Below are 26,652 nucleotides of genomic sequence, written 5' to 3'. Positions count from 1 at the left end.
CCACAGTGACGCCCAGGCTACACTCCGCCGATGAGCCGCAATGGTGCCGCGAAATCATGAGCACGCCGAAGTTCTCCCGTAGCGAACTGGCCGCCGCGTTCGAGCAATTCGAAGCGACCGTCGATGCGGCCGCGCAGTCGCACGACTGGGACGCGTGGGTCCAGCACTACACACCCGACGTCTTGTACATCGAACACGCGGCGGGCACCATGCACGGCCGCGACGAGGTCCGCGAGTGGATCAGCAGGACGATGGGCAGCTTCCCCGGCAGTCACATGGTCGCGTTTCCGTCGCTGTGGTCGGTGATCGACGAGGCGACCGGGCGCATCATCATGGAACTCGACAACCCGATGCGCGATCCGGGTGACGGCACGGTCATCGGCGCGACCAACATCTCGATCATCACCTACGCCGGTGATGGCCTGTGGCGTCAGCAGGAAGACATCTACAACCCGCTGCGCTTCGTGCAGGCCACGTTGAAGTGGTGCCGCAAAGCGCAGGAGCTCGGCACCCTCGACGAGGCCGGCGCGCAATTCATGGAGCAATACGGAGGCGCCCAGTGACCGCCAGGCCCAAACTCGTCATCGGCGCCAACGGCTTTCTGGGTTCGCACGTCACGCGCCAGCTGGTCGCCAAGGGCCATGAAGTGCGGGCCATGGTGCGCGAGAACGCCAACACCCGGTCCATCGACGACCTCGAGCTCACCCGGTTTCACGGTGACGTGTTCGACACCGCCGTGCTGCGGGAGGCCATGGACGGGGTCGACGACGTCTACTACTGCGTCGTCGACACCCGCGCCTGGCTGCGCGACACCTCGCCGCTGTTTCGCACCAACGTCGAGGGGCTGCGCAACGTCCTCGACGTGGCCGTCGCGCAACCCGACCTGCGTCGGTTCGTCTTCACCAGCACCTACGCGACGGTCGGCCGGCGGCGCGGGCGCGTGGCGACCGAGGACGACATCGTCGCCACCCGCGGGTTGTCGGACTACGTCCAATCCCGGGTCCAGGCCGAGAACCTGGTGATGCGCTGCGTGGCCGAATCCGGGCTGCCCGCGGTGGCGATGTGCGTGTCGACGACCTACGGCAGCGGCGACTGGGGCCGCACCCCGCACGGCGCGTTCATCGCCGGCGCCGTCTTCGGCAAGCTGCCCTTCACCATGGACGGCATCCAATTGGAGGTCGTCGGCGTCACCGACGCCGCGGAGGCCATGCTGTTGGCCGCCGAGCGCGGCCGCATCGGCGAGCGATACCTGATCTCCGAGCGAATGATCGCGTTGACCGAGGTGGTGCGGATCGCGGCCGACGAGGCCGGCGTGCCGCCGCCGCGACGTTCCATCCCCGTTCCGGTGCTGTACACCCTCGGCGCCCTGGGCAGCCTGCGAGCCCGGCTCACCGGCAAGGACGCCGAGCTCAGCCTCGCGTCGGTGCGCATGATGCGCGCCGAGGCGCCCGTCGACCACAGCAAGGCCGTCCGCGAATTGGGTTGGCAGCCACGCCCGGTCGAGGAGTCCATCCGCGAGCCGGCCCGATTCTGGGCCGCCATGCGAAATGCCAAGGGTAAGAGCGCGACTCCCCGCTGAACGCCACGCCGACCGCTGTTCAGGACGCGGCGCGGCGCTGGGCGTGGGACTAGCCTCGAGCGGGTGAATACCGAGCGAGTGTCCGTCGATCTCACCGGGGCTCCCCAGACCATGCTGGCGACGTTCTACGCCAAGGCGCTGGACGCCGACTTCGACAAGCCGATCCTGGGTGATCGGTACGCGAAGGAGATCGTCGATCGCATCGACTACGACTGGAAGAAGACGACCATCACCGCCCGGCGGGCGCCGTCGGTCACTACCCGTTCGGCACACTTCGACCATTGGACGCGCAAATTCCTTGCGGCGCACCCGCGCTCGGTCGTCCTGCACGTGGGCTGCGGACTGGACAGCCGGTTCTTCCGCGTGCAGCCGGGTCCGGACGTGCAGTGGTACGACGTCGACTACCCCGAGGTCGCGGCGCTGCGCGCCCAGCTCTACCCGAGCGGCGATCACTATCGCGTGATCGCCGCCTCGGTCACCGACCCGTCATGGCTGAGCGAAATCCCCACCGATCGCCCCACGCTGATGATCGGGGAGGGGCTGACCATGTACCTGACCGAGCAGGACGGCACCGCGTTGCTGCGCCGGGTGGTCGACCGGTTCGGCTCGGGTGAGCTGCAGTTCGACGTGTTCAACTGGCTCGGGATCAAGTCGCAATGGCTCAACTCCGTGGTGCGACGGTCGGGATCCACGCTGCGGTGGGCGATCAACGGGCCCGACGACATCATCGCGGCCGTACCGGCAGTGCGGCTGCTGGCCTGCGAGCGCTGGTTCGAGTCGGACACCTTCGCACGATTGCCACGCTCATCCCGACTCCTGGGAAGGGTGATGTCGCTGATCCCCGCCGCCGCGAACATGTCCCAGTACCATCGCTACGCATTCGGCCCGCCGGACGGGAAGGGTTGACGGCGGCCGGGTGTTACAGCCCCAATAGGCGTCTGTAGGAGGTATCGACCATGGCCCACCGGCAAGTCCTCGAGCCGAACGCGGGGCACCCGATCACCATCGAACCCACCCAGGGCAGGGTGCAGGTCCGCGTCAACGGCGAACTGGTGGCCGACACCACCGCCGCGCTGGAACTGCGCGAAGCCACAATCCCTGCGGTGCAATACATTCCGATCGCCGACGTGCAACAGGATCGGCTCACCCGCACCGACACCAGCACGTATTGCCCGTTCAAGGGCGACGCCAGCTATTACAGCGTGACGACCTCGTCCGGTGACACCGTCGACGACGTGATCTGGACCTATGAGCAGCCGTATCCGGCGGTCGCCGCGATCGCCGGGCACGTCGCGTTCTACCCGAACAAGGCCGACATCACCGTCTCGGCTCAGTAGGGGACCCATCCGGGGAGGGCGGACGCCGTCGCCCGGGTGTCGCCGTAGAGGCGCATCGAGACGATCAGCCCGGCGCGGGTGTCGAAGATGCACACGAACGGGCTGTCGTAGGAGGTGCCGTCGGACGTCGTGCCGGTGGCCTGTGCCTCCACCACCACCGTCTCTCCCTCGTTGACGCAGCGCACCAGGTCGATGACCAGCTCGAGGTCTTGTTTGCGCCGCTCGACCGCGCGCCGGAAGGTGTCCTTGTCGCATGCGGTGCGCGTGTAGAGCGTCCAGAAGGTGAAGTCGTCGCGCAGCAACGCGAAGCCCTCGTCCAGATCGCCGCCGTCGCTGATGCTCTGCAAAAACATCCAGGCCAGTTCGCCCTGAGGGTCATCGAAGGGCGTCATCACACCGCAATACTGACTGGGGACGGAGTTCAGGGTCAATCGAGCGGTCGGAGAGTCATCAGGTGAAAAGCACGCGCACGGTCGTGTTCCCCGGGGCCGCCAGCTTCGGGCACACGTTGTCGCCGCTGCGCCGCGGCCCCGCGGATCCCTGCTTCCGCGCGACCGGCGACGGCTCGATCTGGCGGACCAGCCTGCTGCCCACCGGCCCCGTCACGGCCAGGATCAGCCGCGCGGCCCCCAACGCCGCGCACTGTGTGGCGTGGGGGAGCGGCGCGGGTGAGTTCGTCGAAATGCTGCCCGCCCTGCTGGGTCTCGAGGACGACGCCTCCGACTTCGTGCCGCGGCATCCGACGGTCGCCGCCGCGCACCGGCGGGTTCCGCACCTGCGGCTGGGCCGCACCGGGCTGGTGCTCGAGGCGCTGATCCCGGCGATCATCGAGCAGCGGGTGCCCGGCGCCGACGCGTTCCGCTCCTGGCGCGTGCTGGTGACCAAGTACGGGACACCGGCGCCGGGGCCCGCCCCCGAGGGCATGCGGGTGGCGCCGTCGGCGCAGCGGTGGCGAACCATCCCGTCGTGGGAGTTTCATCGCGCCAACGTCGACCCCAGGCGCGCACAAACGGTGGTGACCTGCGCGCAGCGCGCCGCGTCGCTGGAGCGGCTGACATCACGGCCGGCGGCACAGGCGCGGGCGGCCTTGACGTCCCTGCCGGGCGTGGGGGAATGGACCGCCGCGGAGACGGCCCAACGCGCCTTCGGCGACGCCGACGCCGTATCGGTGGGCGACTACCACATCCCCAAGATGATCGGCTGGACACTGCTGGGTGAGCCCGTCGACGACGCGGGAATGCTCGACTTGCTGGAGCCGATGCGGCCACATCGCCAGCGCGTGGTCCGGCTGCTCGAGGCCAGCGGATTGGCCTACGAACCGCGCCGGGGCCCGCGCCTGCCGGTGCAGCAAATCCACTCACTGTGATCCGTCGCGTTTTTCGGCGTCGCCATCGGGTACCCAGCAGAGCAAGAAAGTGTGTGGGAACCCCACGGAAGGAAGCTAGGAAACACGCGATGACTCAGTTCACAATTCCGGGATTGACCGACAAGCAGGCGGCGCGGCTCACCGAACTGCTGCAAAAACAGTTGAGCACCTACAACGATCTTCACCTGACGCTCAAGCACATTCACTGGAACGTGGTCGGCCCGAACTTCATCGGCGTGCACGAGATGATCGACCCGCAGGTGGAGGCCGTGCGTGGCTTCGCCGACGATGTCGCCGAACGCATTGCCGCCCTGGGCTCTTCGCCGCAGGGCACGCCGGGTGCCATCATCAAGGACCGCTCGTGGGACGACTATTCGGTGGGCCGCGACACCGTCCAGGCCCACTTGGCCGCGCTGGACCTCGTCTACAACGGCGTGATCGAGGACATCCGCCAATACATCGACGAGACCGACGAACTCGACCCGGTGACCCAGGACCTGCTGATCGGCCAGGCGGGCCAGCTGGAGAAGTTCCAGTGGTTCGTCCGGGCGCACCTGGAAAGCGCCGGCGGTCAGCTCGCCCACGCGGGCAAGAGCACCGAGAAGTCCGCCGCCAAGAGTGCGCGCAGCAAATCCTGACACCCTCAGTCGCACACTTCGCGCCATCGCCCCGGCAAATCGATGCCGGGGCGATGGCGCGTCGGCTTGGCCGCCACGCAGGTGCCGACCGCCCGGAATAAGTGGACCCTAGTCCGGTTATACCGGGTAGTCCGCTCTACGAGGAGGTCAAATGCCTGCAGTTACGGCCAACCCACTGACATTGCCGCGCGTCCGCGGCCCCGGCCCCGCCGACACCGAGCGGCCAGTGCGATCGATCACCACGGGCCCGCGCGGGTACGAGGGTGAGGGGTTCCCGGTCGTGCGCGCCTTCGCCGGGGTCGGTAGCGCCGCCCTGGATCCCTTCGTCCACATGGACCAGATGGGCGAGGTGAACTACCAGCCCGGCGAACCCAGGGGCACCGACTGGCACCCGCACCGCGGCTTCGAAACGGTGACCTACATGCTCGACGGGAAATTCGCGCACCAGGACTCCCACGGCGGTGGGGGGCTGATCACCGACGGAGCGACCCAGTGGATGACCGCCGGCTCGGGCATCCTGCACATCGAGACGCCGCCGGCCGAACTCGTCGAGAGCGGCGGACTGTTCCACGGCGTCCAGCTCTGGGTGAACCTGCCGAAGAAGGACAAGTTCGCGCCGCCGCGCTACCAGGCCATCGAGGGTGGTGACGCCGCATTGGTCGCGTCCGACGACGGCGGGGCGCTGATCCGCATCATCGCGGGCGAGATCGACGGCCACCGGGGGCCCGGGGTCACGCACACGCCGGTCACGCTCGCGCACGCGACGGTCGAGAACGGCGCCCGGCTCAACATCCCCTGGCGGCGCGACTTCAACGCGCTCGTGTACGTGCTGTCGGGCAGCGGGTACGTCGGGCCGGTCGCCCACCCGATCCACCAGGGGCAGCTGGCGGTCCTGGGCCCAGGCGACCGGATCACCGTCGGGGCGGAGCGAGCTCGGGATTGGGGCGACGCGACCGCCATTGATGTCCTGCTTCTAGGTGGGCGGCCCATTCGCGAGCCGGTATTCCACTACGGGCCTTTCGTGATGAACACTCGCGCGGAATTGATCGAGGCGCTCGAGGACTATCAAGCCGGAAAATTTGGCGCTATTCCGCCAAATGCACTAATGCCCCACCATGGCGGTGGCACACTCTAGCAATGCTTCCACGGGGGACTCGCAGGCCGGGCCGTCCGCCTGCGGCGAAGGCGGACGAGACCCGGAAACGAATCATCCAAGCTGCTCGTTTGGTGTTCAGCGAACGCGGCTACGACGGCGCGACGTTCCAGGCCATCGCCTCCCGTGCCGACCTGACCCGCCCGGCGATCAACCATTACTTTTCGAGCAAGCGAGCGTTGTATCGGGAAGTTCTGGAGGACACCAACGAATTCGTCATTGCGGCCGGTATCAAAGAGGCGGACGCCGAAACCGGGCTGGTCGCGCGGCTGACGGCCTTCATCTCCGTGGCCGTTAGGGCTAATTCGGAAAATCCCGCCGGATCGGCGTTTTTAATGAGCGGCGTACTCGAGTCCCAGCGCCATCCGGATTTGACCGGAACCGACAACTCGTCGGTGCGCGTGTGCCGCGAGTTCCTGTTGCGCGCCGTCAACGACGCGATCGAAAACGGTGAGCTCGCGGCGGACGTCGATGCGTCGGCACTGGTCGAAACCCTGCTCGTCATCATCTGCGGGGTGGGCCTGTACGCGGGCTACGTCGAGAGCTACCAGCAGATGCTGGCCGTCACCGGAATGCTGCGCCAGCTGCTGGAGGGCGCGCTCTGGCGTCCGGGGGCCTAGCCCGCCGGGCGGCGCAGTGAAGTTGCGCACAAAGCGTATAGGCTAACTAACTTATCCCGGTACCATGGTCGGGATATGACTGACCTGGATGCCTCGACACCGCCTTCCGTGCGGTCTGCCGGCGACAGCTGGTCCATCACCGAACTCGTCGGCGCGACCGCGCTGGGCGTCGCCGCGTCGCGCGCGGCGGAGACCGCCGGCGCCGACCCGCTGATTCGTGACGAGTTCGCCCGCCTGCTGGTGTCGTCGGCCGGCCCGGCGTGGGCGCGGCTGGCGGACCCGGAGCTGTCCTGGCTCGCCGACGATCAGCACGGGCGGCGCGCGCACCGAACCGGCATCGACTACCAGGCCGTGCGCACCCACTTCTTCGACGAATACTTCGACGGCGCAGTGCGTTCCGGAATCCGGCAGGCGGTGATTCTGGCCGCGGGCCTGGACTCGAGGGCCTACCGGCTGGACTGGCCCACCGGCACCACCGTCTACGAGATCGACCAGCCCAAGGTGCTGCAGTACAAGTCGGGCATCCTGCAGCAGCACGGCGCCGTGCCCACCGCGATCCGCCATCCCGTCCCGGCGGACCTGCGCGAGGATTGGCCGACCGCGTTGGCCGCCGCGGGATTCGACCGCACGCAGCCGACCGCCTGGCTGGCCGAGGGGCTGCTGCCGTACCTGCCCAGCGATGCCCAGGACCGGCTGTTCGAGATGTTGACCGCGCTCAGCGCGCCCGGCAGCCAGGTCGCGATCGAGGTGTTCGGCATCAACTCGCGGAGCAACTCGCAGCGCTGGTTGCGGATGCGCGAGCGGCTCGGCCTGGACGTCAACGTCCAGGCGCTGACCTACCACGAGCCGGACCGCTCGGACGCCGCCGCATGGCTTTCCGACCACGGCTGGCACGTGCACGCCGTGGACAACCGCGAGGAGATGGCCCGACTCGGCCGCCCGGTGCCCGACGACCTTTCCGACGAGGCGGTGCGCAGCACGTTGCTGCGGGCGCGCCTCGGCGAAACCACCTTTTGACCTTCGCCTGCCCAAGACCCAAGGAGTTAATGCATGAGCTCACTGCGCACCCACGACGACACCTGGGACATCAAGAGCAGCGTCGGCACCACCGCGGTCATGGTGGCCGCCGCCCGGGCCATCGAGACCGAGCAGCCCGACGCGCTGATCCGCGATCCCTACGCCCGGCTGCTCGTCAACAACGCCGGTGCCGACGTCCTGTGGGAAGCCATGCTCGACCCGGACGTCGTGGCCAAGATCGAAGCCATCGATGAGGAATCCGCCGCCCGGATCCAGCACATGCGCGGCTACCAGGCGGTGCGGACCCACTTCTTCGACGAGTACTTCGCCGACGCCGTCGCCACCGGGATCCGGCAGGTGGTGATCCTCGCGTCGGGGCTGGACTCGCGGGCCTACCGCCTCGACTGGCCGGCCGGCACCACGGTGTACGAGATCGACCAGCCCCAGGTGCTGGACTACAAGACCACCACGCTGGCCGAAAGCGGCGTGACGCCGTCCGCCGATCGCCGCGAGGTGGCGATCGACCTGCGCGAAGACTGGCCGGCCGCGCTGCGCGCCGCGGGTTTCGACCCGACCCGGCCGACCGCCTGGCTGGCCGAGGGACTGCTGATGTACCTGCCCGCCGAGGCGCAGGACAAGCTGTTCACGCAGATCGGCGAGCTGAGTCCGGCCGGCAGCCGGGTCTCCGCCGAAACCGCACCGATGCACGCCGAGGAGCGGCGCCAGCAGATGCGGGAACGGTTCAAGAAGGTCGCCGACCAGCTCGGCCTGGAAGAGACCATCGACGTCGGCGAGCTGATGTACCGCGACGAGCACCGCGCGAACCTCGCCGACTGGCTCAACGACCACGGCTGGCGCGCGACGGCGCAGAACTCGATCGATGAGATGCACCGCCTGAACCGCGGGGTGCAGAGTTTCGAGCTGGACCAGGACAAGGACGCCTTCTCCGACTTCGTGATCGCCGAGCGCCTGTAACGGCGCGGTTACCGCCGTTTCGGCAGGTCATCGCCCATAATGATGACTCATTATGGGCGGCGGCGCGGCGCAGCGATCACACCGCTGGGTGCTGTTGAAGGGCCGGCTCGTCGCCGGCATCGCTTCGGCCTTCGTCATGGCCATCACCGGAATCGGCTGGACGGGTTACCACACCGCCCTGGGCCGGATCATCATCTCCCACGCGCTGCCGAATGGGGCCGCCTCGCTCGGCGACAACCAGAACATCCTGCTGATGGGCCTGGACAGCCGGTTGGACCAGAACGGTCGGCCGCTACCGCAGGAGGTTTACGACGCGCTGCACGCCGGCGACGAAACCTCGGGCGGCTACAACGCCAATGTCCTTATCGTCGTGCACATTTCGGACCGTGACGGTCCCGTCACCGCGGTGTCGATTCCCCGCGACGACTACGCCGAGCTGCCGGGCTGCCCCGGCTCGGTGTGCACGGGCAAGATCAAGCAGGCGTACGGCCTGGCCTATCAGCAATCGTTGAACACGCAGGCCGCCGGGGACTCGGGCGGCGCGGGGTCGACCGATCTGGCGGCCCGCGAGCAAACCGCCCGCGAGGCCGGCCGCAAGGCCGAAATCAGCGCCGTCAGCGACTTTTTGGGTATCTCGGTCGACCACTTCGTCGAGGTCACGTTGGGCGCCTTCTACCAGATCGCCAAGGCGGTGGAGCCAATCACGGTGTGCCTCAACGGCGATACGCGTGACAGCTACTCGGGCGCGGACTTCCATCAGGGTGTACAGCGCATCGATGCGGCGGAGGCGATGGCCTTCGTGCGGCAGCGGCGCGACGAAAACGACGGCTCGTTCACCGATTTCGATCGGACGCGGCGCCAGCAGGCGTTCCTGGTGTCGTTGGTCGAGGCGGCCCGCAGCGGCGGCGCGCTGTCCAGCGTGAGCGGGCTGCGCAAAATGCTCGAGGTCGCCCGGGACAACGTCGCCGTCGACGCCGGGCTCGACCTCGGGCAGTTCGCCGCGCGGGCCTCTCGGCTGACCGGGCGGCCGCTGTCGCTGTACACCCTGCCGATCTCCGGCTTCGGCAAGGACGCGAACGGCTCCGACATCAACCTCGTCGATCTCGCTGCGATCCGGCGCATCGTCAACGAGCGCTTCATGTCCGACGCGCCGGCCGCGCTCGACGCCGCGTCGCCGGCGGCCCAGTCACCGCCCGCGCTGACCGAACCCGTCATCCTCGACGTCGTCAACGCCAGCTCGCGCGACGGACTCGCGGCCGCGCTCGAGGAGGCCCTCACCGGCCGGGGCTTCACCCGGGGCAGCGTCACGACCGCCGCCGCCGCGGCCGACGACAGCACGATCGAATACGGTCCCGGGGCCGACGCGGGCGCGCAGGTCCTGTCCGGGCAACTGCACGTGCCGGCGACCGCGGATCCCTCGGTGGCCTCCGGAACCGTCCGGCTGACCGTGGGAACGCGGTTTCCCGCGGCGGACTACCTCTCCCATTCCGAAGCCCAACCCGGCGCGGCCGGCGACGCGCCGTCGTCCGGGCAGGTGAGTGCGGTCGCCGCCACCGGCAGCGGCGACCGCGCCCCGGCGCCGACCGACCTCAGCCAGATGACGGCCTCGAGCGTCCCCTGCGTCAAGTAACCGCGCGGCCCGATCCTTTCTACTGCTCTCCCAACCGGATGGTTAGTATCGCGGTTATCACCGATGAGCGGCCGCCCCGCGGCGGGACTCTGCTCGGGAAGGACAATGATGACCACCGAATCGGTTGCATCGCAGGCATCGCTCTCCAAGGACTCCACGAACGGGACCGGCTCGGCCGACGTCGCCGCCACGGTTGCCCGGCTTCGTCAGACCTTCGCCACCGGACGCACCCGCGACGTCGACTGGCGCAAGCGGCAGTTGCTGCAGCTGGTGAAGCTGATGGAGGAGAACGAGGCCGCGCTGGCCGCCGCGCTCGCCGAAGACCTGGACCGCAGCCCCTTCGAGGCTTACATCGCCGACATCGCCACCACCGCCGGTGAGGCCAAGTACGCGGCCAAGCGCGTGCGCAAGTGGACGCGGCGCAAGTATCAACTGCTGGAGCTGCCGCAGCTGCCCGGCCGCGGCTGGGTGGAATACGAGCCCTACGGCACCGTGCTGATCATCGGAGCCTGGAACTACCCCTTCTACCTCACGCTGGGCCCGGCCGTCGGGGCGATCGCCGCCGGCAACACCGTGATCCTCAAGCCGTCGGAAATCGCGGCCGCGTCCTCGCGCGTGATGGCCGAGCTGGTGCCCAAGTACCTCGACAACGATGCCATCGCGGTCATCGAGGGCGACGGCGCGACCAGCCAGGAGCTCATCGCCCAGGGCCTGGACCGGGTGATGTTCACCGGCGGCACCGAGATCGGCCGCAAGGTCTACGAGGGCGCGGCGCCGCACCTGACCCCCTGCACGCTCGAGCTCGGCGGCAAGAGCCCGGTGATCGTCGCGGCGGACGCCGACGTGGAGGTGGCGGCCAAGCGGATCGCCTGGATGAAGCTGCTCAACGCCGGACAGACTTGCGTCGCACCGGATTACGTGTTGGCCGACGCCACGATTCGCGACGAACTGGTCGACAAGATCGGCGCCGCCATCACCAAGTTCACCTCCGACAAACCGGACGGCATGCGGGTGGTCAACCAGCGGCAGTTCGACCGGATCAGCGGCTACCTCTCCGGCAAGGACGGCACGGTCACCGTCGGCGGGGCGTGCGACGCGTCGACGCTGCGCATCCAGCCCGCGGTGGTGGTGGATCCCGACCCGGACGGCCCGCTGATGCGGAACGAGATCTTCGGCCCGGTCCTGCCGGTGATCACCGTCCAAAACCTGGACGAGGCAATACGTTTCGTGAACTCGCGGCCCAAGCCGCTGTCGGCGTACCTGTTCACCAAGCGGCGCGAGACCCGCGAGCGGGTGATCAAGGAGGTGCCGGCGGGCGGCATGCTGGTCAACCACGTCGCCTTCCAGGTGTCGACGGCCAAGCTACCCTTCGGTGGCGTCGGCGCGTCGGGCATGGGCGCCTACCACGGCAAGTGGGGCTTCGACGAGTTCAGCCACCGCAAGGCGGTCCTGACCAAGCCCACCCGCCCCGACCTGTCGAGCTTCATCTACCCTCCATACACCGAGCGGGCCTTCAAGATGGCCCGCCGGATGTTCTGACCCGGCTTCGCCGAACCAGTTGCTAGACAAAGTTTTTCACAGCAGAGAGGAACCTAATGCCCGGAGTGCAGGATCGCGTCGTCATCGTCACCGGAGCCGGTGGGGGACTGGGCCGTGAGTACGCCCTGACCCTCGCCAAGGAGGGCGCCAGCGTCGTGGTCAACGATCTCGGTGGCGCCCGCGACGGCACCGGCGCCGGCCACAACATGGCCGACGAGGTGGTCAAGGAGATCAAGGACGCCGGTGGCCGGGCGGTCGCCAACTACGACAGCGTCGCCGAGCCCGAGGGCGCCGAGAACATGGTCAAGACCGCGCTCGACGAATTCGGCAAGGTCGACGGCGTGGTCAGCAACGCGGGCATTCTGCGCGACGGCACGTTCCACAAGATGTCCTTCGAAAACTGGGACGCCGTGCTCAAGGTGCACCTCTACGGTGGGTACAACGTCATCCGCGCCGCGTGGCCGCACTTCCGTGAGCAGAGCTTCGGCCGTGTCGTCGTCGCCACCTCCACCAGCGGGCTGTTCGGCAACTTCGGGCAGGCCAACTACGGCGCGGCGAAGCTCGGCCTCGTCGGGCTGATCAACACGCTGGCCCAGGAGGGCGCCAAGTACAACATCAAGACCAACGCGGTCGCGCCGATCGCCGCCACCCGGATGACGCAGGACATCCTGCCGCCGGAGGTCTTCGAGAAGCTCACCCCGGAGTACGTCGCCCCGGTGGTGGCCTACCTGATGACCGAGGAGCTGACCGACACCGACTCGGTGTTCATCGTCGGCGGCGGCAAGGTGCAGCGCACCGCGCTGTTCCAGAACGACGGCATCACCTTCGACAGCGTGCCGTCGGTCGAGGACATCGCCGCCAAGTGGGGCCAGATCACCGACCTGTCCGCCGCCCAGCAGGCCAGCTTCAAGCTGGGCTGAGCCCGGCCTTCCCGAGTGGTCGGCGGGTCAGGCGAGCAGCGCCTCGCGCAGGCGCTCCACGTCTGACTCGCTGACGCTCGCGGCGCGCAAGTAGGCGTCCAGCGACCCGAATTCCTCGTCGATGGTTTGGCGCGCGGCGGCCAGGTAGACCTCGCGGACCCCGAGCACGCCGTCGGACAGCCGCGCCTCGGTCCAGGTCACCACCTCCGGGGTCAGCTCGGCGTCCTGGCGCTGCGCGATCATCGCGGAGATCTGCGCCCGCAGGGCGGGCGCGGCGTCGTTGCTGCGCAGGAAGTCGGCCAGGATGGTGTCGCGGTCGATGCCGATCGCCTCCAGCACGGTCGCCACCACGAAGCCGGTGCGGTCCTTGCCGGCGAAGCAGTGCGTCAGCACCGAATGCCCGTCGGCCAGCAGCGAGATGACGCGGTGCAACGCCCGCTGCGCCCCGTTACGCGTTGGGAATTGGCGGTATTCGTCGATCATGTAGCGGGTGGCGGCCTCGTTGACCGACTGCTCCGATTCCTCGACGCCCTCGCCGGTGAGCAGGCGCTGGAAGGCGTGTTCGTGCGGCGCCGCGTCGTCGGTCCCGGCGTCCTGCTCGCCGAGATCGGGGAAGGGCAACAGGTGCACCTCGACGCCGTCGGGAACCAGCCCCGGCCCGCGCCGCGCGACCTCGCGGGCCGCCCGCAGATCGGCGACGTCGGTGATGCCCAGCCGGCTCAGCGTCGCGCGGCCGTCGTCGTCGAGCCCGCTCAGTTCGCCGGAGCGGAACAGCCGCCCGGGTTTGAGCGCCGGTGCGCCGTCGGAGACGTCACGAAAGTTCCACGCGCCCGACAGTTCTCGCAACGCCTCAGTCATGCGCGGTGACCGCCGCGGCGAGCGCCGACTTCTCCCGGCCCAGCTCGGCGCGCGCGATGGTTCGCATGTGCACCTCGTCCGGGCCGTCGAAGATCCGCATGGCGCGGTGCCAGCCGTAGAGGCGGGCCAGCACCGTGTCGTCGCTGACGCCGGCGGCCCCGTGCACCTGGATGGCGCGGTCGATGACGTCGCAGGCCACCTGCGGGGCCACCGCCTTGATCTGGGAGACCAGCAGGTGCGCGGCCTTGTTGCCGTGCTGGTCGATGGTCCACGCCGCCTTCTCGCACAGCAGCCGTGCCTGGTCGATCTCGTTGCGGGACTTGGCAATTGACTCCCGCACCACGCCCTGCTCGGCCAGCGGGCGGCCGAACGCCACCCGCTTTTGGGCCCGGTCGGACATCAGGGCCAGGGCGCGCTCGGCCCCGCCGAGCGCGCGCATGCAGTGGTGGATGCGGCCCGGCCCGAGGCGGGCCTGGGCGATCGCGAAGCCGCCGCCCTCCTCGCCGAGCAGGTTGGTGGCCGGCACGCGCACGTTGTCGTAGACGATCTCGCAGTGGCCGTGCTGGTCCTGCCAGCCGAAGACCGGGGTGGAGCGCACCACCGTCACGCCGGGCGTGTCCATCGGCACCAACACCATCGACTGCTGCTGGTGGCTCGCGGCGTCGGGGTTGGTGCGGCCCATGACGATCAGGATCTTGCAGCGCGGGTCGGCCGCGCCCGACGTCCACCACTTGCGGCCGTTGATCACGTAGTCGGCGCCGTCGCGCACGATCGAGGTCTCGATGTTGCGGGCGTCGCTGCTGGCCACGGCCGGCTCCGTCATGGAGAAGGCGCTGCGGATCTCGCCGGCCAGCAACGGCTCCAGCCACTGCTTGCGCTGTTCCTCGGTGGCGAACAGGTGCAGCGTCTCCATGTTGCCGGTGTCGGGTGCCGCGCAGTTGAGCGCCTCGGGGGCGATCTCCAGGCTCCAGCCGGTGATCTCGGCCAGCGGCGCGTATTCGAGGTTGGTCAGGCCCGATTCGGCCGGCAGGAACAGGTTCCACAGGCCCTGCTGCTTGGCCTTGATCTTCAGTTCCTCGACGACGGGCGGAACCGTGTGGTCGCGCGGGCCGGCTTCGTGACGGAACTTGTCGTAGTCGGCCTCGGCCGGGAACACATACTCGGTCATGAAATCGGTCAGCCGCTTGTGGTAGTCGCTGGCCTTGGCCGACATCGCGAAGTCCATGCCCGTCACGATAGGTCACGCGCGACAAGGGGGCGCGAGCAGACGCAGAAGCACCGCGACACGCCGTTGAGGAGGTGCTCGGGTGTCTGTTCGCGGCAGGATTGGGGCGTGACCGAATCCCGCCCCCCGTTCCCGCCGTTCACGCGGGAGACCGCGCTGCAGAAGGTGCAGGCGGCCGAGGATGCCTGGAACACCCGGGACCCGCACCGCGTCAGCCTGGCGTACACGGTCGATTCGCGGTGGCGAAACCGCGGCGAGCGCATCGTTGGCCGCGACGAGATCGTGGCGTTCCTGACCCGCAAGTGGCAGCGCGAACTGGATTACGCGCTGCGCAAGGTTCTTTGGGACTTCCACGACAACCGCATCGCGGTCCGCTTCCAATACGAGTGCCGCGACCAGTCGGGGCAGTGGTATCGCAGCTACGGCAACGAGCTGTGGGAGTTCGCCGAGTCGGGGCTGATGGCCCGCCGCGAAGCCAGCATCAACGACGTGCGGATCGACGAATCGCAGCGACGCATCTTCGGGCCCCGCCCGTCGTCCGAACACGCCCACGACATCCCGCTCTGGTAGCGGCGGGCAACAACGACGCCTTGTGACCTCACAACGGTGTGGCCGCTACTGCATCGGCATGCGGCGGCGAACCATCGACCGGGAGTCGATCGCCCGTCGGCGGGGTATCCCGCCCCGGGTGGCCCAGAGCCGATCACCCATCCATGGCGGAACCTGGTTAAGGTAGCGAAGCGCGCGGCCGAGCCAGCGCCACGCCCATCGGCACGGACAGTACGTAAGGGTACGGAAAGTAGATGTACGCGCCATGACAGATGCGCAGACGACGGTAGGAGTGGTCTCCGAGTCCGGGGCCGACGAGCGGCGGGTCGCGCTGGTGCCGAAGGCGGTGGCGTCGCTGGTGGGCAGCGGCGTGGCGGTCGTGGTCGAGTCCGGCGCGGGCGAACGGGCGCTGCTGCCCGACGCGCTCTACACCGAGGCCGGCGCCACCATCGGGGACGCGTGGGCCGCCGACGTCGTGGTCAAGGTCGCGCCGCCGACCGCGGACGAGGTCGGCAAGCTACACAGCGGGCAGACGCTGATCGGCTTCCTGGCGCCGCGCAACGCCGAGAACTCGATCGGCGCATTGAAGCAGGCGGGCGTGCAGGCCTTCGCGCTGGAGGCCATCCCGCGGATCTCGCGGGCTCAGGCGATGGACGCCTTGTCGTCGCAGGGCAACGTGGCCGGCTACAAGGCGGTGCTGCTGGCGGCCTCGGAGGCGACCCGGTTCTTCCCGATGCTGACGACGGCCGCCGGAACGGTGAAGCCGGCCACGGTGCTGGTGCTCGGGGTCGGGGTGGCCGGACTGCAGGCGCTGGCGACGGCCAAGCGGCTCGGTGCCCGCACCACCGGTTACGACGTGCGGCCCGAGGTGGCCGATCAGGTGCGCTCGGTGGGCGCGCAGTGGCTCGACATCGGGATCGACGCGGCCGGTGAGGGCGGATACGCCCGCGAGCTGACCGACGAGGAGCGCGCGCAGCAGCAGCAGGCGCTGGAGAAGGCGATCAGCGGTTTCGACGTCGTGATCACCACGGCGCTGGTCCCGGGCCGGCCCGCGCCGCGGTTGGTGACCGCTGCGGCCGTGGAGGCGATGAAGCCCGGCAGCGTGGTGGTGGACCTGGCCGGCGAGACCGGCGGCAACTGCGAGCTCACCGAACCCGGCAAGACGGTCGTCAAGCACGACGTCACCATCGCGTCGCCGCTGAACCTGCCGGCGACGATGCCCGAGCACGCCTCCGAGCTCTACAGCAAGAACATCACCGCTTTGCTGGACTTGCTGCTCACCGACGGCAAGCTGGCGCCGGACTTCGACGACGAGGTCATCGCGGACTCCTGTGTGACGCGGGACTGAGAGGACTACATGTACGACGAACTGTTGGCCAACGTGGCGATCCTGGTGCTGTCCGGGTTCGTCGGGTTCGCGGTCATCTCCAAGGTGCCCAACACGCTGCACACGCCGCTGATGTCGGGCACCAACGCCATCCACGGCATCGTGGTGCTGGGCGCGCTGGTGGTGTTCGGCTCGGTCGAGCAGCCCTCGCTGGCGGTGCAGATCATCCTGTTCGTGGCCGTCGTGTTCGGCACGCTGAACGTCATCGGCGGGTTCATCGTCACCGACCGGATGCTGGGCATGTTCAAGGGCAAGAGGAAACCGGTACCCGCCGCGAGTGAGGAGCCGGCCGCCAAATGAACTACTTGGTCATCGGCCTGTACATCATTTCGTTCGCCCTGTTCATCTACGGCCTGATGGGCCTGACCGGGCCCAAAACGGCGGTGCGGGGCAACCTGATCGCCGCGGTGGGCATGGCGATCGCGGTGGCCGCGACGCTGGTCAAGATCCGCCACACCGACCAATGGGTGCTGATCATCGCCGGCCTGGTGGTGGGCGTGGTGCTCGGTGTCCCGCCGGCGCGCTACACCAAGATGACGGCGATGCCGCAGCTGGTGGCGTTCTTCAACGGCGTCGGCGGCGGCACGGTCGCGCTGATCGCGCTGTCGGAATTCATTGAGACGCAAGGCTTTTCGGCGTTCCAGCACGGTGAGTCGCCGACCGTGCACATCGTGGTGGCGTCGTTGTTCGCCGCGGTCATCGGCTCGATCTCGTTCTGGGGATCGATCATCGCGTTCGGCAAGCTGCAGGAGATCATCTCCGGCGCACCGATCGGTTTCGGCAGGGCCCAGCAGCCGGTCAACCTGCTGCTGCTGGTCGCCGCGGTGGCCGCCGCGGTGGTGGTCGGGGTGCACGCCCATCCCGGCACCGGCGGGGCGTCCCTGTGGTGGATGATCGGGCTGCTGGCCGCGGCCGGCGTGCTGGGCCTGATGGTGGTGCTGCCCATCGGCGGCGCGGACATGCCCGTGGTCATCTCGCTGCTCAACGCGATGACGGGGTTGTCTGCCGCGGCCGCCGGTCTGGCGCTGAACAACACCGCGATGATCGTGGCCGGCATGATCGTCGGCGCGTCCGGCTCGATCCTGACCAACCTGATGGCCAAGGCCATGAACCGCTCGATCCCCGCGATCGTCGCCGGCGGCTTCGGCGGCGGCGGGGTGGCCCCCAGTGGCGACGGCGGGGGAGACAAGACCGTCAAGGCCACCTCGGCCGCGGACGCCGCGATCCAGATGGCCTACGCCAACCAGGTGATCGTGGTGCCGGGCTACGGCCTGGCCGTCGCGCAGGCGCAGCACGCGGTGAAGGACATGGCGGCCCTGCTGGAGGACAAGGGCGTGGAGGTCAAATACGCCATCCACCCGGTCGCCGGCCGGATGCCCGGGCACATGAACGTGTTGCTGGCCGAGGCCGAGGTCGACTACGACGCCATGAAGGACATGGACGACATCAACGACGAGTTCGCGCGCACCGACGTCGCGATCGTCATCGGCGCCAACGACGTCACCAACCCCGCGGCCCGCAACGACGCGTCCAGCCCGATCTACGGCATGCCGATCCTCAACGTGGACAAGGCCAAGTCGGTGATCGTGCTGAAGCGGTCGATGAACTCCGGGTTCGCGGGTATCGACAACCCGCTGTTCTACGGCGAGGGCACCAGCATGCTGTTCGGCGACGCGAAGAAGTCGGTGACCGAGGTCGCCGAGGAACTCAAAGCGCTGTAAAGACTGCGGTCCTCCGCGCCGGGGCTAAACGGGCGGGTAGGCCGGCGGCGGGTACCCGTTGCCGTCGGTGACACCGCGCAAGCCCCAGGTGAGGTACCGCATGAAGAACTCGATCTCGTCGCTTCCGTCGTAATCCGGGCTCGGATCCATCGGTCCCACCTCTCGAATCTCGTTCGAAGAGGAGTCTAGTCGCATGCCCGTCGACGTGACACCCGGCGTTTTTGCTTAAACTGTCCAACCAGTTGATTGATAGTTATTCTTGGCCGAACCGGGCCTGGCCTGCCCGTACCGACGATAGTGAGAACAGATGCCCACCGACAGCATCACACCCAATGGGCAAACGCGGCGCGAAGAGCTGCTGGCCGTCGCCACCAAGCTGTTCGCGGCGCGCGGCTATCACGGCACCCGGATGGACGACGTGGCCGACGTGATCGGCCTGAACAAAGCGACCGTCTACCACTATTACGCCAGCAAGTCGCTGATTCTGTTCGACATCTACCGCCAGGCCGCCGAGGGCACGCTGGCCGCCGTGCACGACGACCCGTCCTGGACCGCGCGCGAGGCGCTCTACCAGTACACCGTCCGGCTGCTGACCGGCATCGCCAGCGATCCCGAGCGCGCCGCGGTGTACTTCCAGGAGCAGCCCTACATCACCGAGTGGTTCACCAGCGAGCAGGTCGCCGAGGTCCGCGAGAAGGAAGCGCAGGTCTATCACCACGTGCACGGCCTGATCGACCGCGGGATCGCCAGCGGCGAGTTCTACCAGTGCGATTCGCACGTGCTGGCGCTGGGCTACATCGGCATGACGCTGGGCAGCTATCGCTGGCTGCGGCCCAGCGGGCGGCGCTCCGCCAAGGAGATCGCGGCGGAGTTCAGCACGGCGCTGCTGCGCGGACTGATCCGCGACGAGGCGATCCGCACGACGTCTCCGCTGGGTCCTTAACCGCGCAGGTGCTTGTCGAGGAACGCGAGCTGGTCGGCGACCACCCGCTCGAACGCGTCGTCGACGTAGATCGCGAAATGGCCCTCGGGATACAGCTTGACCTCGCCGCGGGGCGCTCTGGCCGCGTGGCGCAGCGTCGCCGCCGCGGGGGCCACCGAGTCGGCCTCGCACACGCAGAACAGGATCGGGCAACCGATCTTCGGTGTCAGGCGTCCCGGGCGATAGGTGAAGACCTGCAACGCGATTCGGGCGGCGACCTCGTTGCGTACGTCGGCGCCGTCGGGCACCAGCCGCAGGTAGCCCTCGTACGCGTCGGGCGTGTTCATCAACGCGACCTCGCCGGGCCGCCCCGCCGTCGCGACCATCACCGGTGGCCCGCCCCGCTTGCTCGCGAGCACGTCGCGCACCGCCCGCGCGGTGATGCGTGCGGTGATCAGCGGGTTGGTGATGGTGCCCGCGGACGCGATGCCGTCGGTGAAGGGGCACTGGGCGACGGCCGCGGCGATGCCCGGCAGCCGCGCCGCCGTCGCGATCACGTGACCGCCGGCAAAAGAGGTGCCCCACAACGCGATTCGAGCGGGATCGACACCCGGCAGCGTGCGCGCGTAGTCGACGGCCGCGGCCCAGTCGGCGAGCTGCATGCCGACGTCGAGGACCTGACGGGGCCGGCCCCCGCTGTCGCCGAAGTTGCGGTAGTCGAACACCAGGCACGCGTAGCCGGCCGCGCTGAAGCGTTCGGCGTAGGCGTCCAGGCGCATGCTCCGCACGGCGCCCAGGCCGTGGGCCATCACCAGCAGCGGCGCGGGGCCGTCGCCCGGCGGGCGGTAGAGCCAGGCGCTGATCAGGTCGTCGCCGGACGGGAACCGAAGGTCTTCGCGTGTGCTCATCAACGGATGATTCTGCCCCCGCGGTCCACGGGCGGTCCGCAGGTATGCGCGCCCAAATTAATGGACTAGTGTCTAGAAACGTTTTGAGCGCTCAACGGACGGAGACTGTCATGGCGATCCGCGTCGCGCACGTCGGTACCGGCAACGTCGGTGGGCTGGCCCTCGCCGAACTGATCACCAACCCGCAGTTCGAGCTGACCGGGGTGTGCGTCTCCACCCCGGAAAAGGTGGGTAAGGACGCGGGCGAGCTGTGCGGCGTCGGCCTGGACGCCGGCGTGGTGACGGGCGTCGCCGCCGTCGACGACCTGGACACCATCATCGCCGCCAAGCCCGAGTGCGTCGTCTACTGCGCAATGGGCGACACCCGGCTGCCCGAGGCCATGGCCGACGTCATGCGCATCCTGGCCGCCGGGATCAACGTCGTCGGATCCTCGCCGGGGCTGCTGCAGTACCCGTGGGGCGTGATGCCCGACAAATACATCGCCCGCGTGGAAGACGCTGCCAAGCAAGGCAATTCAAGCATCTTCATCAGCGGCGTCGACCCCGGGTTCGCCAACGACCTGATCCCGTTCGCGCTCGCCGGGACGTGTCAGCGCATCGAGCAGGTGCGCTGCATGGAGATTCACGACTACGCGTCCTACAACGGCACCGAGGTCATGGACTACATGGGATTCGCCAAGCCCATGGACGAGATCCCGATGCTGCTGCAGCCGGGCATCCTCAGCATCGCCTGGGGCACCGCGATCCGTCAGCTGGCGGCCGGCCTGGGCATCGAGGTCGACGAGATCACCGAGTCCTACCAGCGCGAGCCCGCGCCCGAGGACTTCGACATCGCGGTCGGCCACGTCGCCAAGGGGACCGTGGCCGTGCTGCAGTTCGAGATCCGCGGCATGGTCAAGGGCCACCCCGCCATCGTCATCGAGCACGTCACCCGGCTGCGGCCCGACCTGCGCCCGGACCTGCCCCAGCCCGCCGCGGGCGACGGCTCGTACCGCGTCGAGATCACCGGCGAGCCCTCCTACGCGGTCGACATCATTCCCAGCAGCCGCAAGGGCGACCACAATCACGCCGCGATCGCGGGCGCCGCGGGCCGCGTCGTCAACGCCATCCCGGCGGTGATCGCGGCGCCCCCCGGCATCCGGACCACGCTCGACCTGCCGCTGGTCACCGGAAAAGGCCTTTACGCACCAAGCACTTTGGTGACCAGTTAATCGAAAGGAGACCCAGGTGGGTCGCGTTGACGGAAAAGTTGCACTGATCAGTGGCGCCGCCGGTGGGATGGGCGCCGAAGACGCGCGCCTGCTCGTCGAGGAGGGCGCCAAGGTTGTCATCGGCGACATCCTCGACGACCAGGGCAAGGCGCTGGCCGACGAGATCGGGGAATCCGCGCGCTATGTACACCTCGACGTCACCCAGCCCGACCAGTGGGAAGCCGCGGTCGCGACCGCGGTCGGCGAATTCGGCAAGCTCGACGTTTTGGTCAACAACGCCGGCACCGTCGCGCTCGGCCCGCTCAGGAGCTTCGATCTGGCCAAGTGGCAGAAGGTCATTGACGTCAATCTGACCGGAACATTCCTGGGCATGCGGGTGGCCGTCGACCCGATGATCGCGGCCGGCGGTGGCTCGATCATCAACGTGTCGTCGATCGAGGGCCTGCGCGGTGCGCCCATGGTGCACCCGTATGTCGCATCCAAGTGGGGAGTGCGGGGCCTGGCCAAGTCGGCCGCCCTGGAGCTGGCAAAGCACAACATCCGGGTCAACTCCATACACCCCGGCTTCATTCGCACCCCGATGACCAAGCACCTGCCCGAGGACATGGTGACCGTCCCGCTGGGCCGGCCCGGGCAAGTGCGGGAGGTCGCAACGTTCGTGCTGTTTTTGGCCAGCGACGAATCGTCGTACGCCACCGGCAGCGAGTTCGTCATGGACGGCGGGCTGATCACCGACGTGAACCACAAGGACTTGTTCTAGTGCGGTGCTATAACCGCAATCATGCTGCGTAGGCTGGCCGGCCTGGTCGGATCGAATCACGTCGTCACCGACCCCGACGTGCTGGCGGCGCGCAGCGTCGACCACACCGGCCGCTACCGCGGGCGGGCGAGCGCGCTGGTGCGGCCCGGCTCGCCCGAGCAGGTCGCCGAGGTGCTGCGGGTGTGCCGCGACGCGGGCGCGCACGTGACGGTGCAGGGCGGCCGGACCTCACTGGTGGCCGGCACCGTCCCCGAACACGACGACGTGTTGCTGTCCACCGAGCGGCTGCACGCCATCGGTGACGTCGACACCGTCGAGAGCCGCATCGAGGTCGGCGCCGGAGCCACCCTGGCCGCGGTGCAACGGGCCGCGGCCGCGGCCAATCTCGTGTTCGGTGTGGACCTGTCCGCCCGCGACACGGCGACCGTCGGCGGCATGGCGTCGACCAACGCCGGCGGCCTGCGCACCGTCCGGTACGGCAACATGGGTGAGCAGGTGATCGGCGTCCAGGTCGCGCTGCCCGACGGCTCGCTGCTGCGCCGCCATAGCCGGGTGCGCCGGGACAACACCGGCTATGACCTTCCGGCGCTGTTCGTGGGCGCCGAGGGCACGCTCGGCGTCATCACCGGGCTGGATCTGCGGCTGCACGCCATCCCCCCGCACCGGGTGACCGCCATCTGCGGATTCGCCGACCTCGACGCGCTGGTTTCCGCCGGCCGGATCTTCCGCGACGTGGACGGCATCGCGGCCCTGGAATTGATCGACGGCCGGGCCGCCGCGCTGACCCGCGAGCATCGCGGCGTGGGGGCCCCGGTCACCGGGGACTGGCTGCTGCTGGTGGAGTTGGCCGCCGATCACGACCAGACCGAGCGCCTCGCCGGGCTGCTCGAGAACGTGCCGATGTGCGGTGAACCGGCGGTGGGTGTGGATCTTGCCGCGCAGCAACGGTTGTGGCAGGTGCGCGAATCACTCGCCGAGGTGCTCGGCGTGTACGGCCCGCCGCTGAAGTTCGACGTGTCGCTGCCGTTGTCGGCGATCAGCGAATTCGAAAGGCAAGCCGTCGATTTGGTCAGCACCCACGCCCCCGGGGCGCTGCCGGTGCTGTTCGGGCATATCGGCGAGGGCAACCTGCACCTGAACGTATTGCGTTGCCCGGGCGAGCAAGAGCGGCACCTCTACGAGCCGATGATGGACCTCATCGCGCGGTGCGGCGGCAACGTCAGCTCCGAGCACGGCGTCGGCAGCCGCAAGCGGCCCTACCTCGCGATGTCACGCGAGCCCGCGGACATCGCCGCGATGCGCACCCTCAAGGCCGCGCTGGACCCGACCGGCTACCTCAACGCCGCGGTGCTGTTCGAGTAGCCCGCCTTCGCGAGCCCCTCGTTACCGACGCTGCTACTCGGGAAACGCGTTGCCAGTTACAGTTTCGCGGGGCTAGGACGAGCCCTTGATCCCGACCGCGTGGCGCAGCTGCGCCAGGAACTGGTCGGCGTCGTCGCTGCGCACGATGTAGTGCGAGATCGCGATCCGGATGACCGTCGCCGCCTTCACCGCGGAGTTGGGCCCGGGCAGGTGCCGCTGCAAGCCCTCGCGCATCTGCGGGATCACCCACGAGAACTGGGCGATGGTGTGCTCGGGCTCGACGTCGACCATGCGCACGCCGGAGTACGAATGCTGGTAATCGACGATGAACCGCAGCACGGCGTCGAGCTTGTCCACGCCCTTGAGGCCCGCGGTGGCCTTCACGAGGCCGCTTTCGAAGATCTGTCGCTCGTAGGCCGAAAACGCCGACAGCAACTCCTCTTTGGACGCGAACCAGCGGTACAGCGTCGGGCGGGAGACACCCGCCTGGGTGGCCACGTCGGACAGGCTCAGTTTGGTCTTGCCGTTGCGGCCGAGCACCTCGGCGGTGGCCGCCAGAATGCGCTGACGGGTCGAGGTGTCAGTGTCGGCGATCGTCGTCGCCCGGATCGGGTGGCTCATGTTTTCGCCTCCACGTTAGGCCCGAGGCGGGCGCCGGCGCACCAGCACCGACTGCTGGATGGCGCCGACCGCGCCCTGTTCGTCGAACAATGTGCCGATCGTCGTCCCGATCCCGTCCGGCCCGTAACTGGTTTCCGCCCTGATCCCGATCCAATCACCATCGGGGACACGAAACACGTGCACGGCCAGATCGGTGTTGAGGAAGGTCCATTTGGTGATGTCCAGCTTGCTGCCGATGCCGTTGGCGCAGTCGGCGACCGCGAACAGCCGTTCCAGCTGGGTCATGGGCTCGCCGTTGACCAGGTCGACGGTCGGGTTGATCCACGATTCGCCCGGGCCTTCGCTCAGCGGCTCGGTCAGCCACAGCCACTCGAGGCTGTGCACGTAGTTGCGGTCCCAGTCCTTGGCCTTGAGGTTGCGGTCGTAGGCCTCGGCCTTCGGCCGGGGCAGGGGAGCCGCGGCGTGCGCGAGCTCCTCGGTGTCCTGGTGCTGCAACCGCCAACCGGTGGCGCGCGCCACCGGCCGGGGAGCGCCGTCGGGACCCGGCGCCAGCATCTCGGCGCTGACGAGTTCGATCTGCTTGCCGGGCCGTTGCACCTGCGCGCGGACCCACAGGTCGCCCTCGGCCGGCACCCCGCCCAGCAGGTCGATCACGACCCGGGACAGGCGGGTGTCGTCGCGCTGTTCGCAGCGCTCCAGCGCCCGGACCAGCAGCCCCGACACCGGACCACCGTGCTGGATCGCCGCCGACCAGGTGCCGCGCGCCAGGTCGGTCGCCCGGAACTTCTGGCCCGGCGCGTCGGCCGGATCGATCAACTCGTAGTAGGCGTCGGTCATCGTCAACCTCTTCGGGGTCAGGGCAGGCCGGCGCCGGGAGTGGTCACCGTGACGGCGTCCAGCCGGGAAAGCCGGGTGCCGGCCAGGCGCTGAGGATAGGCGTCCGTGCTCGACAACAGAAACAGGGTGCGGCGCTGCGGGCCGCCGAGGGCGCAGGCGATGGCGACCCGATCGCCCATGTCGATCCGGTCGGTCACGTCCCCGCCGGCCACGATCCGCTCGAACTGGTGGGCCAGGGTCATCGACGTCCACACCCCGCCCTCGGCGTCGAGCGCGATGCCGTCGGGCGGCCCGTCCAGGCCGTCGGCGAAGCTCCGGCGGTTGGTCAGCCCACCGTCGCCGCCGATCGAAAACGCGGTCAGCCGCCGGCCCGTCGACTCGGCGACGATCAGCGTCTTGCGGTCCGGGGTGATCACCATCCCGTTGGGGAAGTCGAGATCCTCGGCGACGACGGTCGCGCTGTCGTCGGGGTCGAGGCGGACGATGACGCCGCCGCGCAGCGCCTGGCATCCGATGTAGGCGCGGCCCACGTCGTCGATGACCATGTCACCGAGGTTGGCCGGGGCCACGTCGGCGAGATCGGCGATGGTGGCGACGCTTTCGCCGTCGTAGCGCAGCACCCGCCGATCCTCGGTCGACGCGATCAGCAGCGAGCCGTCGGGACGGAAACCCAAGCCCGACGGCGAGTGCCCGGGCAACGGCAGCGTGGTCAGCGAGCCCCCCATGGTCGAGGTGTGGACCGCCTCGCCTAGCATGTCGGAGAACCACAGCAGGCCCTCGAACCAGCGCGGCCCCTCGCCGAAGCAGAACCCGTTGGCCAGCGGCTCGGGGATCATCCGCTCATGCCTTTGGCCAACCTTCCGCTTTACAAAACACCGAAAAAGTGTCACGCACCGCGGGTACCGGTGTCAATCTGCGGACCGGGCGAGTTCTCGTGCGACGGCCTCGTGGTAGGCGTCGATCTTCGCCGGGTTGGCCTGGATGAAGAGCTGATCGGGCAGGGGCGCGTGCTTGTACGCCTCGATCGTCATGGTCCGGGAGAACAGCGTGACGTCCTGGCCCGGCCGGGTGAAGTGGTACGACACGGTGATCCTGCCCTCCATGCCGCCGTTCCCGTCGCGGTCATGGCCCAGGCGGCCGATCGAGGTGAACACGAACAGCGTCGGCCGCACGGCGGCGGCCAGCTGCCAGCGGAAGATCCGGTCGCCGTCGGGCCCTGCTTCCTCCCAGGTGTCACCCACCTTGAGGGGTAGGTCGGGCAACCCGCCGATGTGCGCGCTGCCGGGGTAGGTCTTGGTCCAGTTCAACGGGTTGGTGACGAAGTCGTAGACGGTCTCGGCGGACTGCGTGAACGCGGTCTCCGAAGTGGTGGTCACGATGCCCAATGACGTTGCCTCCCTGCGCTTTTCGTCGGCGGGCTGGTCCGCCGGGCCGCGGTCTTGTTAGCCAAGCTTTACAAATCCTACTCAAAGTGTCACGCTGAGCCCTGAGCTGCTAGCGCGAGAGGTGGAGCGGAT

The 26,652-nt window shown here is 68.6% G+C and carries 30 protein-coding genes; 21 read left to right on the top strand and 9 right to left on the bottom strand.

The features are described from left to right. Positions 1 to 56 precede the first annotated feature (56 nt). The 4 genes from OCU_RS49135 (at position 57) to OCU_RS49120 (ending at position 2,916) form a co-directional block, all read left to right on the top strand. Positions 57 to 563: a nuclear transport factor 2 family protein gene (locus OCU_RS49135; protein WP_009956654.1), complete on the top strand. Its 507-nt coding sequence runs from the start codon at positions 57 to 59 to the stop codon at positions 561 to 563. Then, complete coding sequence (locus OCU_RS49130) at positions 560 to 1,579, top strand: NAD-dependent epimerase/dehydratase family protein (protein WP_009956652.1); 1,020 nt, start codon at positions 560 to 562, stop codon at positions 1,577 to 1,579. The genes OCU_RS49135 and OCU_RS49130 overlap by 4 nt, the downstream gene beginning before the upstream one ends. 78 nt (positions 1,580 to 1,657) lie before the next feature. After that, on the top strand, positions 1,658 to 2,485 hold the full coding sequence (locus OCU_RS49125; protein ID WP_014381487.1) for a class I SAM-dependent methyltransferase: 828 nt from the start codon (positions 1,658 to 1,660) through the stop codon (positions 2,483 to 2,485). Between the two features lie 50 nt (positions 2,486 to 2,535). Next, a complete protein-coding gene (locus OCU_RS49120) occupies positions 2,536 to 2,916 on the top strand; it encodes a DUF427 domain-containing protein (RefSeq protein WP_008262071.1) in 381 nt (126 codons plus the stop codon). On the opposite strand, the gene OCU_RS49115 is transcribed toward OCU_RS49120, so the two are convergent. Beyond that, complete coding sequence (locus OCU_RS49115) at positions 2,910 to 3,308, bottom strand: nuclear transport factor 2 family protein (RefSeq protein WP_009956648.1); 399 nt, start codon at positions 3,306 to 3,308, stop codon at positions 2,910 to 2,912. The genes OCU_RS49120 and OCU_RS49115 overlap by 7 nt on opposite strands. A 62-nt stretch (positions 3,309 to 3,370) precedes the next feature. Here OCU_RS49115 and OCU_RS49110 point away from each other — a divergent pair, with 62 nt between their 5' ends. The 9 genes from OCU_RS49110 (at position 3,371) to OCU_RS49070 (ending at position 12,774) form a co-directional block, all read left to right on the top strand. Then, the gene (locus OCU_RS49110) at positions 3,371 to 4,282 is read left to right on the top strand and encodes a DNA-3-methyladenine glycosylase family protein (protein ID WP_008262067.1); all 912 of its coding nucleotides are present in this window, start codon (positions 3,371 to 3,373) and stop codon (positions 4,280 to 4,282) included. A gap of 89 nt (positions 4,283 to 4,371) precedes the next feature. Next, on the top strand, positions 4,372 to 4,920 hold the full coding sequence (locus tag OCU_RS49105) for a Dps family protein (protein WP_008262065.1): 549 nt from the start codon (positions 4,372 to 4,374) through the stop codon (positions 4,918 to 4,920). Positions 4,921 to 5,071: 151 nt separating this feature from the next. Continuing rightward, on the top strand, positions 5,072 to 6,055 hold the full coding sequence (locus OCU_RS49100; protein ID WP_014712547.1) for a pirin family protein: 984 nt from the start codon (positions 5,072 to 5,074) through the stop codon (positions 6,053 to 6,055). Between the two features lie 2 nt (positions 6,056 to 6,057). Then, positions 6,058 to 6,693: a TetR/AcrR family transcriptional regulator gene (locus tag OCU_RS49095; protein WP_026071119.1), complete on the top strand. Its 636-nt coding sequence runs from the start codon at positions 6,058 to 6,060 to the stop codon at positions 6,691 to 6,693. Positions 6,694 to 6,768: 75 nt separating this feature from the next. After that, positions 6,769 to 7,710, top strand: a complete 942-nt coding sequence (locus OCU_RS49090; RefSeq protein WP_014381484.1) for a class I SAM-dependent methyltransferase — start codon at positions 6,769 to 6,771, stop codon at positions 7,708 to 7,710. 33 nt (positions 7,711 to 7,743) lie between these two features. Next, entirely contained in the window at positions 7,744 to 8,685 is a 942-nt protein-coding gene (locus tag OCU_RS49085) for a class I SAM-dependent methyltransferase (RefSeq protein ID WP_009956642.1), read from the top strand. A 52-nt stretch (positions 8,686 to 8,737) separates the two neighbouring features. After that, entirely contained in the window at positions 8,738 to 10,315 is a 1,578-nt protein-coding gene (locus OCU_RS49080; RefSeq protein WP_014381483.1) for an LCP family protein, read from the top strand. 105 nt (positions 10,316 to 10,420) lie between these two features. Then, positions 10,421 to 11,854, top strand: a complete 1,434-nt coding sequence (locus OCU_RS49075) for an aldehyde dehydrogenase family protein (RefSeq protein WP_009956640.1) — start codon at positions 10,421 to 10,423, stop codon at positions 11,852 to 11,854. Between the two features lie 56 nt (positions 11,855 to 11,910). After that, complete coding sequence (locus tag OCU_RS49070; RefSeq protein WP_008262046.1) at positions 11,911 to 12,774, top strand: SDR family oxidoreductase; 864 nt, start codon at positions 11,911 to 11,913, stop codon at positions 12,772 to 12,774. Between the two features lie 27 nt (positions 12,775 to 12,801). Here OCU_RS49070 and OCU_RS49065 read toward each other — a convergent pair whose 3' ends face one another. Further along, the gene (locus OCU_RS49065; protein WP_009956639.1) at positions 12,802 to 13,632 is read right to left on the bottom strand and encodes a tyrosine-protein phosphatase; all 831 of its coding nucleotides are present in this window, start codon (positions 13,630 to 13,632) and stop codon (positions 12,802 to 12,804) included. Next, positions 13,625 to 14,845, bottom strand: a complete 1,221-nt coding sequence (locus OCU_RS49060) for an acyl-CoA dehydrogenase family protein (protein WP_009956638.1) — start codon at positions 14,843 to 14,845, stop codon at positions 13,625 to 13,627. Before OCU_RS49060 ends, OCU_RS49065 begins: the two co-directional genes overlap by 8 nt. A 120-nt stretch (positions 14,846 to 14,965) precedes the next feature. On the opposite strand from OCU_RS49060, the gene OCU_RS49055 reads away from it, so the two are divergent. The 4 genes from OCU_RS49055 (at position 14,966) to OCU_RS49040 (ending at position 18,514) form a co-directional block, all read left to right on the top strand. Continuing rightward, positions 14,966 to 15,427: a nuclear transport factor 2 family protein gene (locus OCU_RS49055; protein ID WP_014381481.1), complete on the top strand. Its 462-nt coding sequence runs from the start codon at positions 14,966 to 14,968 to the stop codon at positions 15,425 to 15,427. A gap of 244 nt (positions 15,428 to 15,671) precedes the next feature. Beyond that, positions 15,672 to 16,754 carry a Re/Si-specific NAD(P)(+) transhydrogenase subunit alpha gene (locus OCU_RS49050; protein ID WP_026071122.1) on the top strand — a complete coding sequence of 361 codons (1,083 nt, stop codon included), beginning with the start codon at positions 15,672 to 15,674 and terminating at the stop codon, positions 16,752 to 16,754. A gap of 9 nt (positions 16,755 to 16,763) precedes the next feature. Continuing rightward, complete coding sequence (locus tag OCU_RS49045) at positions 16,764 to 17,093, top strand: NAD(P) transhydrogenase subunit alpha part 2 (RefSeq protein WP_014381480.1); 330 nt, start codon at positions 16,764 to 16,766, stop codon at positions 17,091 to 17,093. After that, complete coding sequence (locus OCU_RS49040) at positions 17,090 to 18,514, top strand: NAD(P)(+) transhydrogenase (Re/Si-specific) subunit beta (protein ID WP_009956633.1); 1,425 nt, start codon at positions 17,090 to 17,092, stop codon at positions 18,512 to 18,514. Before OCU_RS49045 ends, OCU_RS49040 begins: the two co-directional genes overlap by 4 nt. Positions 18,515 to 18,538: 24 nt before the next feature. On the opposite strand, the gene OCU_RS50935 is transcribed toward OCU_RS49040, so the two are convergent. Continuing rightward, complete coding sequence (locus OCU_RS50935) at positions 18,539 to 18,664, bottom strand: hypothetical protein (protein ID WP_003874194.1); 126 nt, start codon at positions 18,662 to 18,664, stop codon at positions 18,539 to 18,541. Positions 18,665 to 18,821: 157 nt separating this feature from the next. Here OCU_RS50935 and OCU_RS49035 point away from each other — a divergent pair, with 157 nt between their 5' ends. Further along, positions 18,822 to 19,457 carry a TetR/AcrR family transcriptional regulator gene (locus OCU_RS49035; RefSeq protein WP_014381479.1) on the top strand — a complete coding sequence of 212 codons (636 nt, stop codon included), beginning with the start codon at positions 18,822 to 18,824 and terminating at the stop codon, positions 19,455 to 19,457. Here the strand turns inward: OCU_RS49035 and OCU_RS49030 are convergent. Beyond that, positions 19,454 to 20,344 (bottom strand): alpha/beta hydrolase, encoded by an 891-nt coding sequence (locus OCU_RS49030; protein ID WP_014381478.1) that lies wholly within the window; start codon positions 20,342 to 20,344, stop codon positions 19,454 to 19,456. The two genes, OCU_RS49035 and OCU_RS49030, sit on opposite strands and share 4 nt — an antisense overlap. Before the next feature lie 110 nt (positions 20,345 to 20,454). Between OCU_RS49030 and OCU_RS49025 the strand changes: the two genes are divergently transcribed. The 3 genes from OCU_RS49025 to OCU_RS49015 are packed head-to-tail and all read left to right on the top strand — an operon-like array spanning position 20,455 to position 23,677. After that, entirely contained in the window at positions 20,455 to 21,555 is a 1,101-nt protein-coding gene (locus OCU_RS49025) for an NAD(P)H-dependent amine dehydrogenase family protein (RefSeq protein ID WP_014381477.1), read from the top strand. Between the two features lie 16 nt (positions 21,556 to 21,571). After that, a complete protein-coding gene (locus tag OCU_RS49020; RefSeq protein WP_009956630.1) occupies positions 21,572 to 22,315 on the top strand; it encodes a glucose 1-dehydrogenase in 744 nt (247 codons plus the stop codon). A 21-nt stretch (positions 22,316 to 22,336) separates the two neighbouring features. Continuing rightward, entirely contained in the window at positions 22,337 to 23,677 is a 1,341-nt protein-coding gene (locus OCU_RS49015) for an FAD-binding oxidoreductase (RefSeq protein WP_014381475.1), read from the top strand. A 72-nt stretch (positions 23,678 to 23,749) separates the two neighbouring features. Here OCU_RS49015 and OCU_RS49010 read toward each other — a convergent pair whose 3' ends face one another. From OCU_RS49010 to OCU_RS48995, 4 genes are all read right to left on the bottom strand, one after another. After that, the gene (locus OCU_RS49010) at positions 23,750 to 24,298 is read right to left on the bottom strand and encodes a TetR/AcrR family transcriptional regulator (protein ID WP_009955708.1); all 549 of its coding nucleotides are present in this window, start codon (positions 24,296 to 24,298) and stop codon (positions 23,750 to 23,752) included. Positions 24,299 to 24,313: 15 nt separating this feature from the next. Then, entirely contained in the window at positions 24,314 to 25,135 is an 822-nt protein-coding gene (locus tag OCU_RS49005) for a thioesterase family protein (RefSeq protein WP_014381474.1), read from the bottom strand. A 17-nt stretch (positions 25,136 to 25,152) separates the two neighbouring features. Next, the gene (locus tag OCU_RS49000) at positions 25,153 to 25,971 is read right to left on the bottom strand and encodes an SMP-30/gluconolactonase/LRE family protein (RefSeq protein WP_014381473.1); all 819 of its coding nucleotides are present in this window, start codon (positions 25,969 to 25,971) and stop codon (positions 25,153 to 25,155) included. A 72-nt stretch (positions 25,972 to 26,043) separates the two neighbouring features. Then, positions 26,044 to 26,520, bottom strand: coding sequence for an SRPBCC family protein (locus OCU_RS48995; RefSeq protein ID WP_008262011.1), 477 nt, complete (start codon positions 26,518 to 26,520; stop codon positions 26,044 to 26,046). Between the last annotated feature and the right edge of the window lie 132 nt (positions 26,521 to 26,652).

Origin of the sequence: Mycobacterium intracellulare ATCC 13950, assembly GCF_000277125.1 — a bacterium.
In the GTDB taxonomy this organism is placed as follows: domain Bacteria; phylum Actinomycetota; class Actinomycetes; order Mycobacteriales; family Mycobacteriaceae; genus Mycobacterium; species Mycobacterium intracellulare.
The sequence above is the reverse complement of the archived record's forward strand: the minus strand, read 5'-3'. Positions and strand labels throughout refer to the sequence as shown.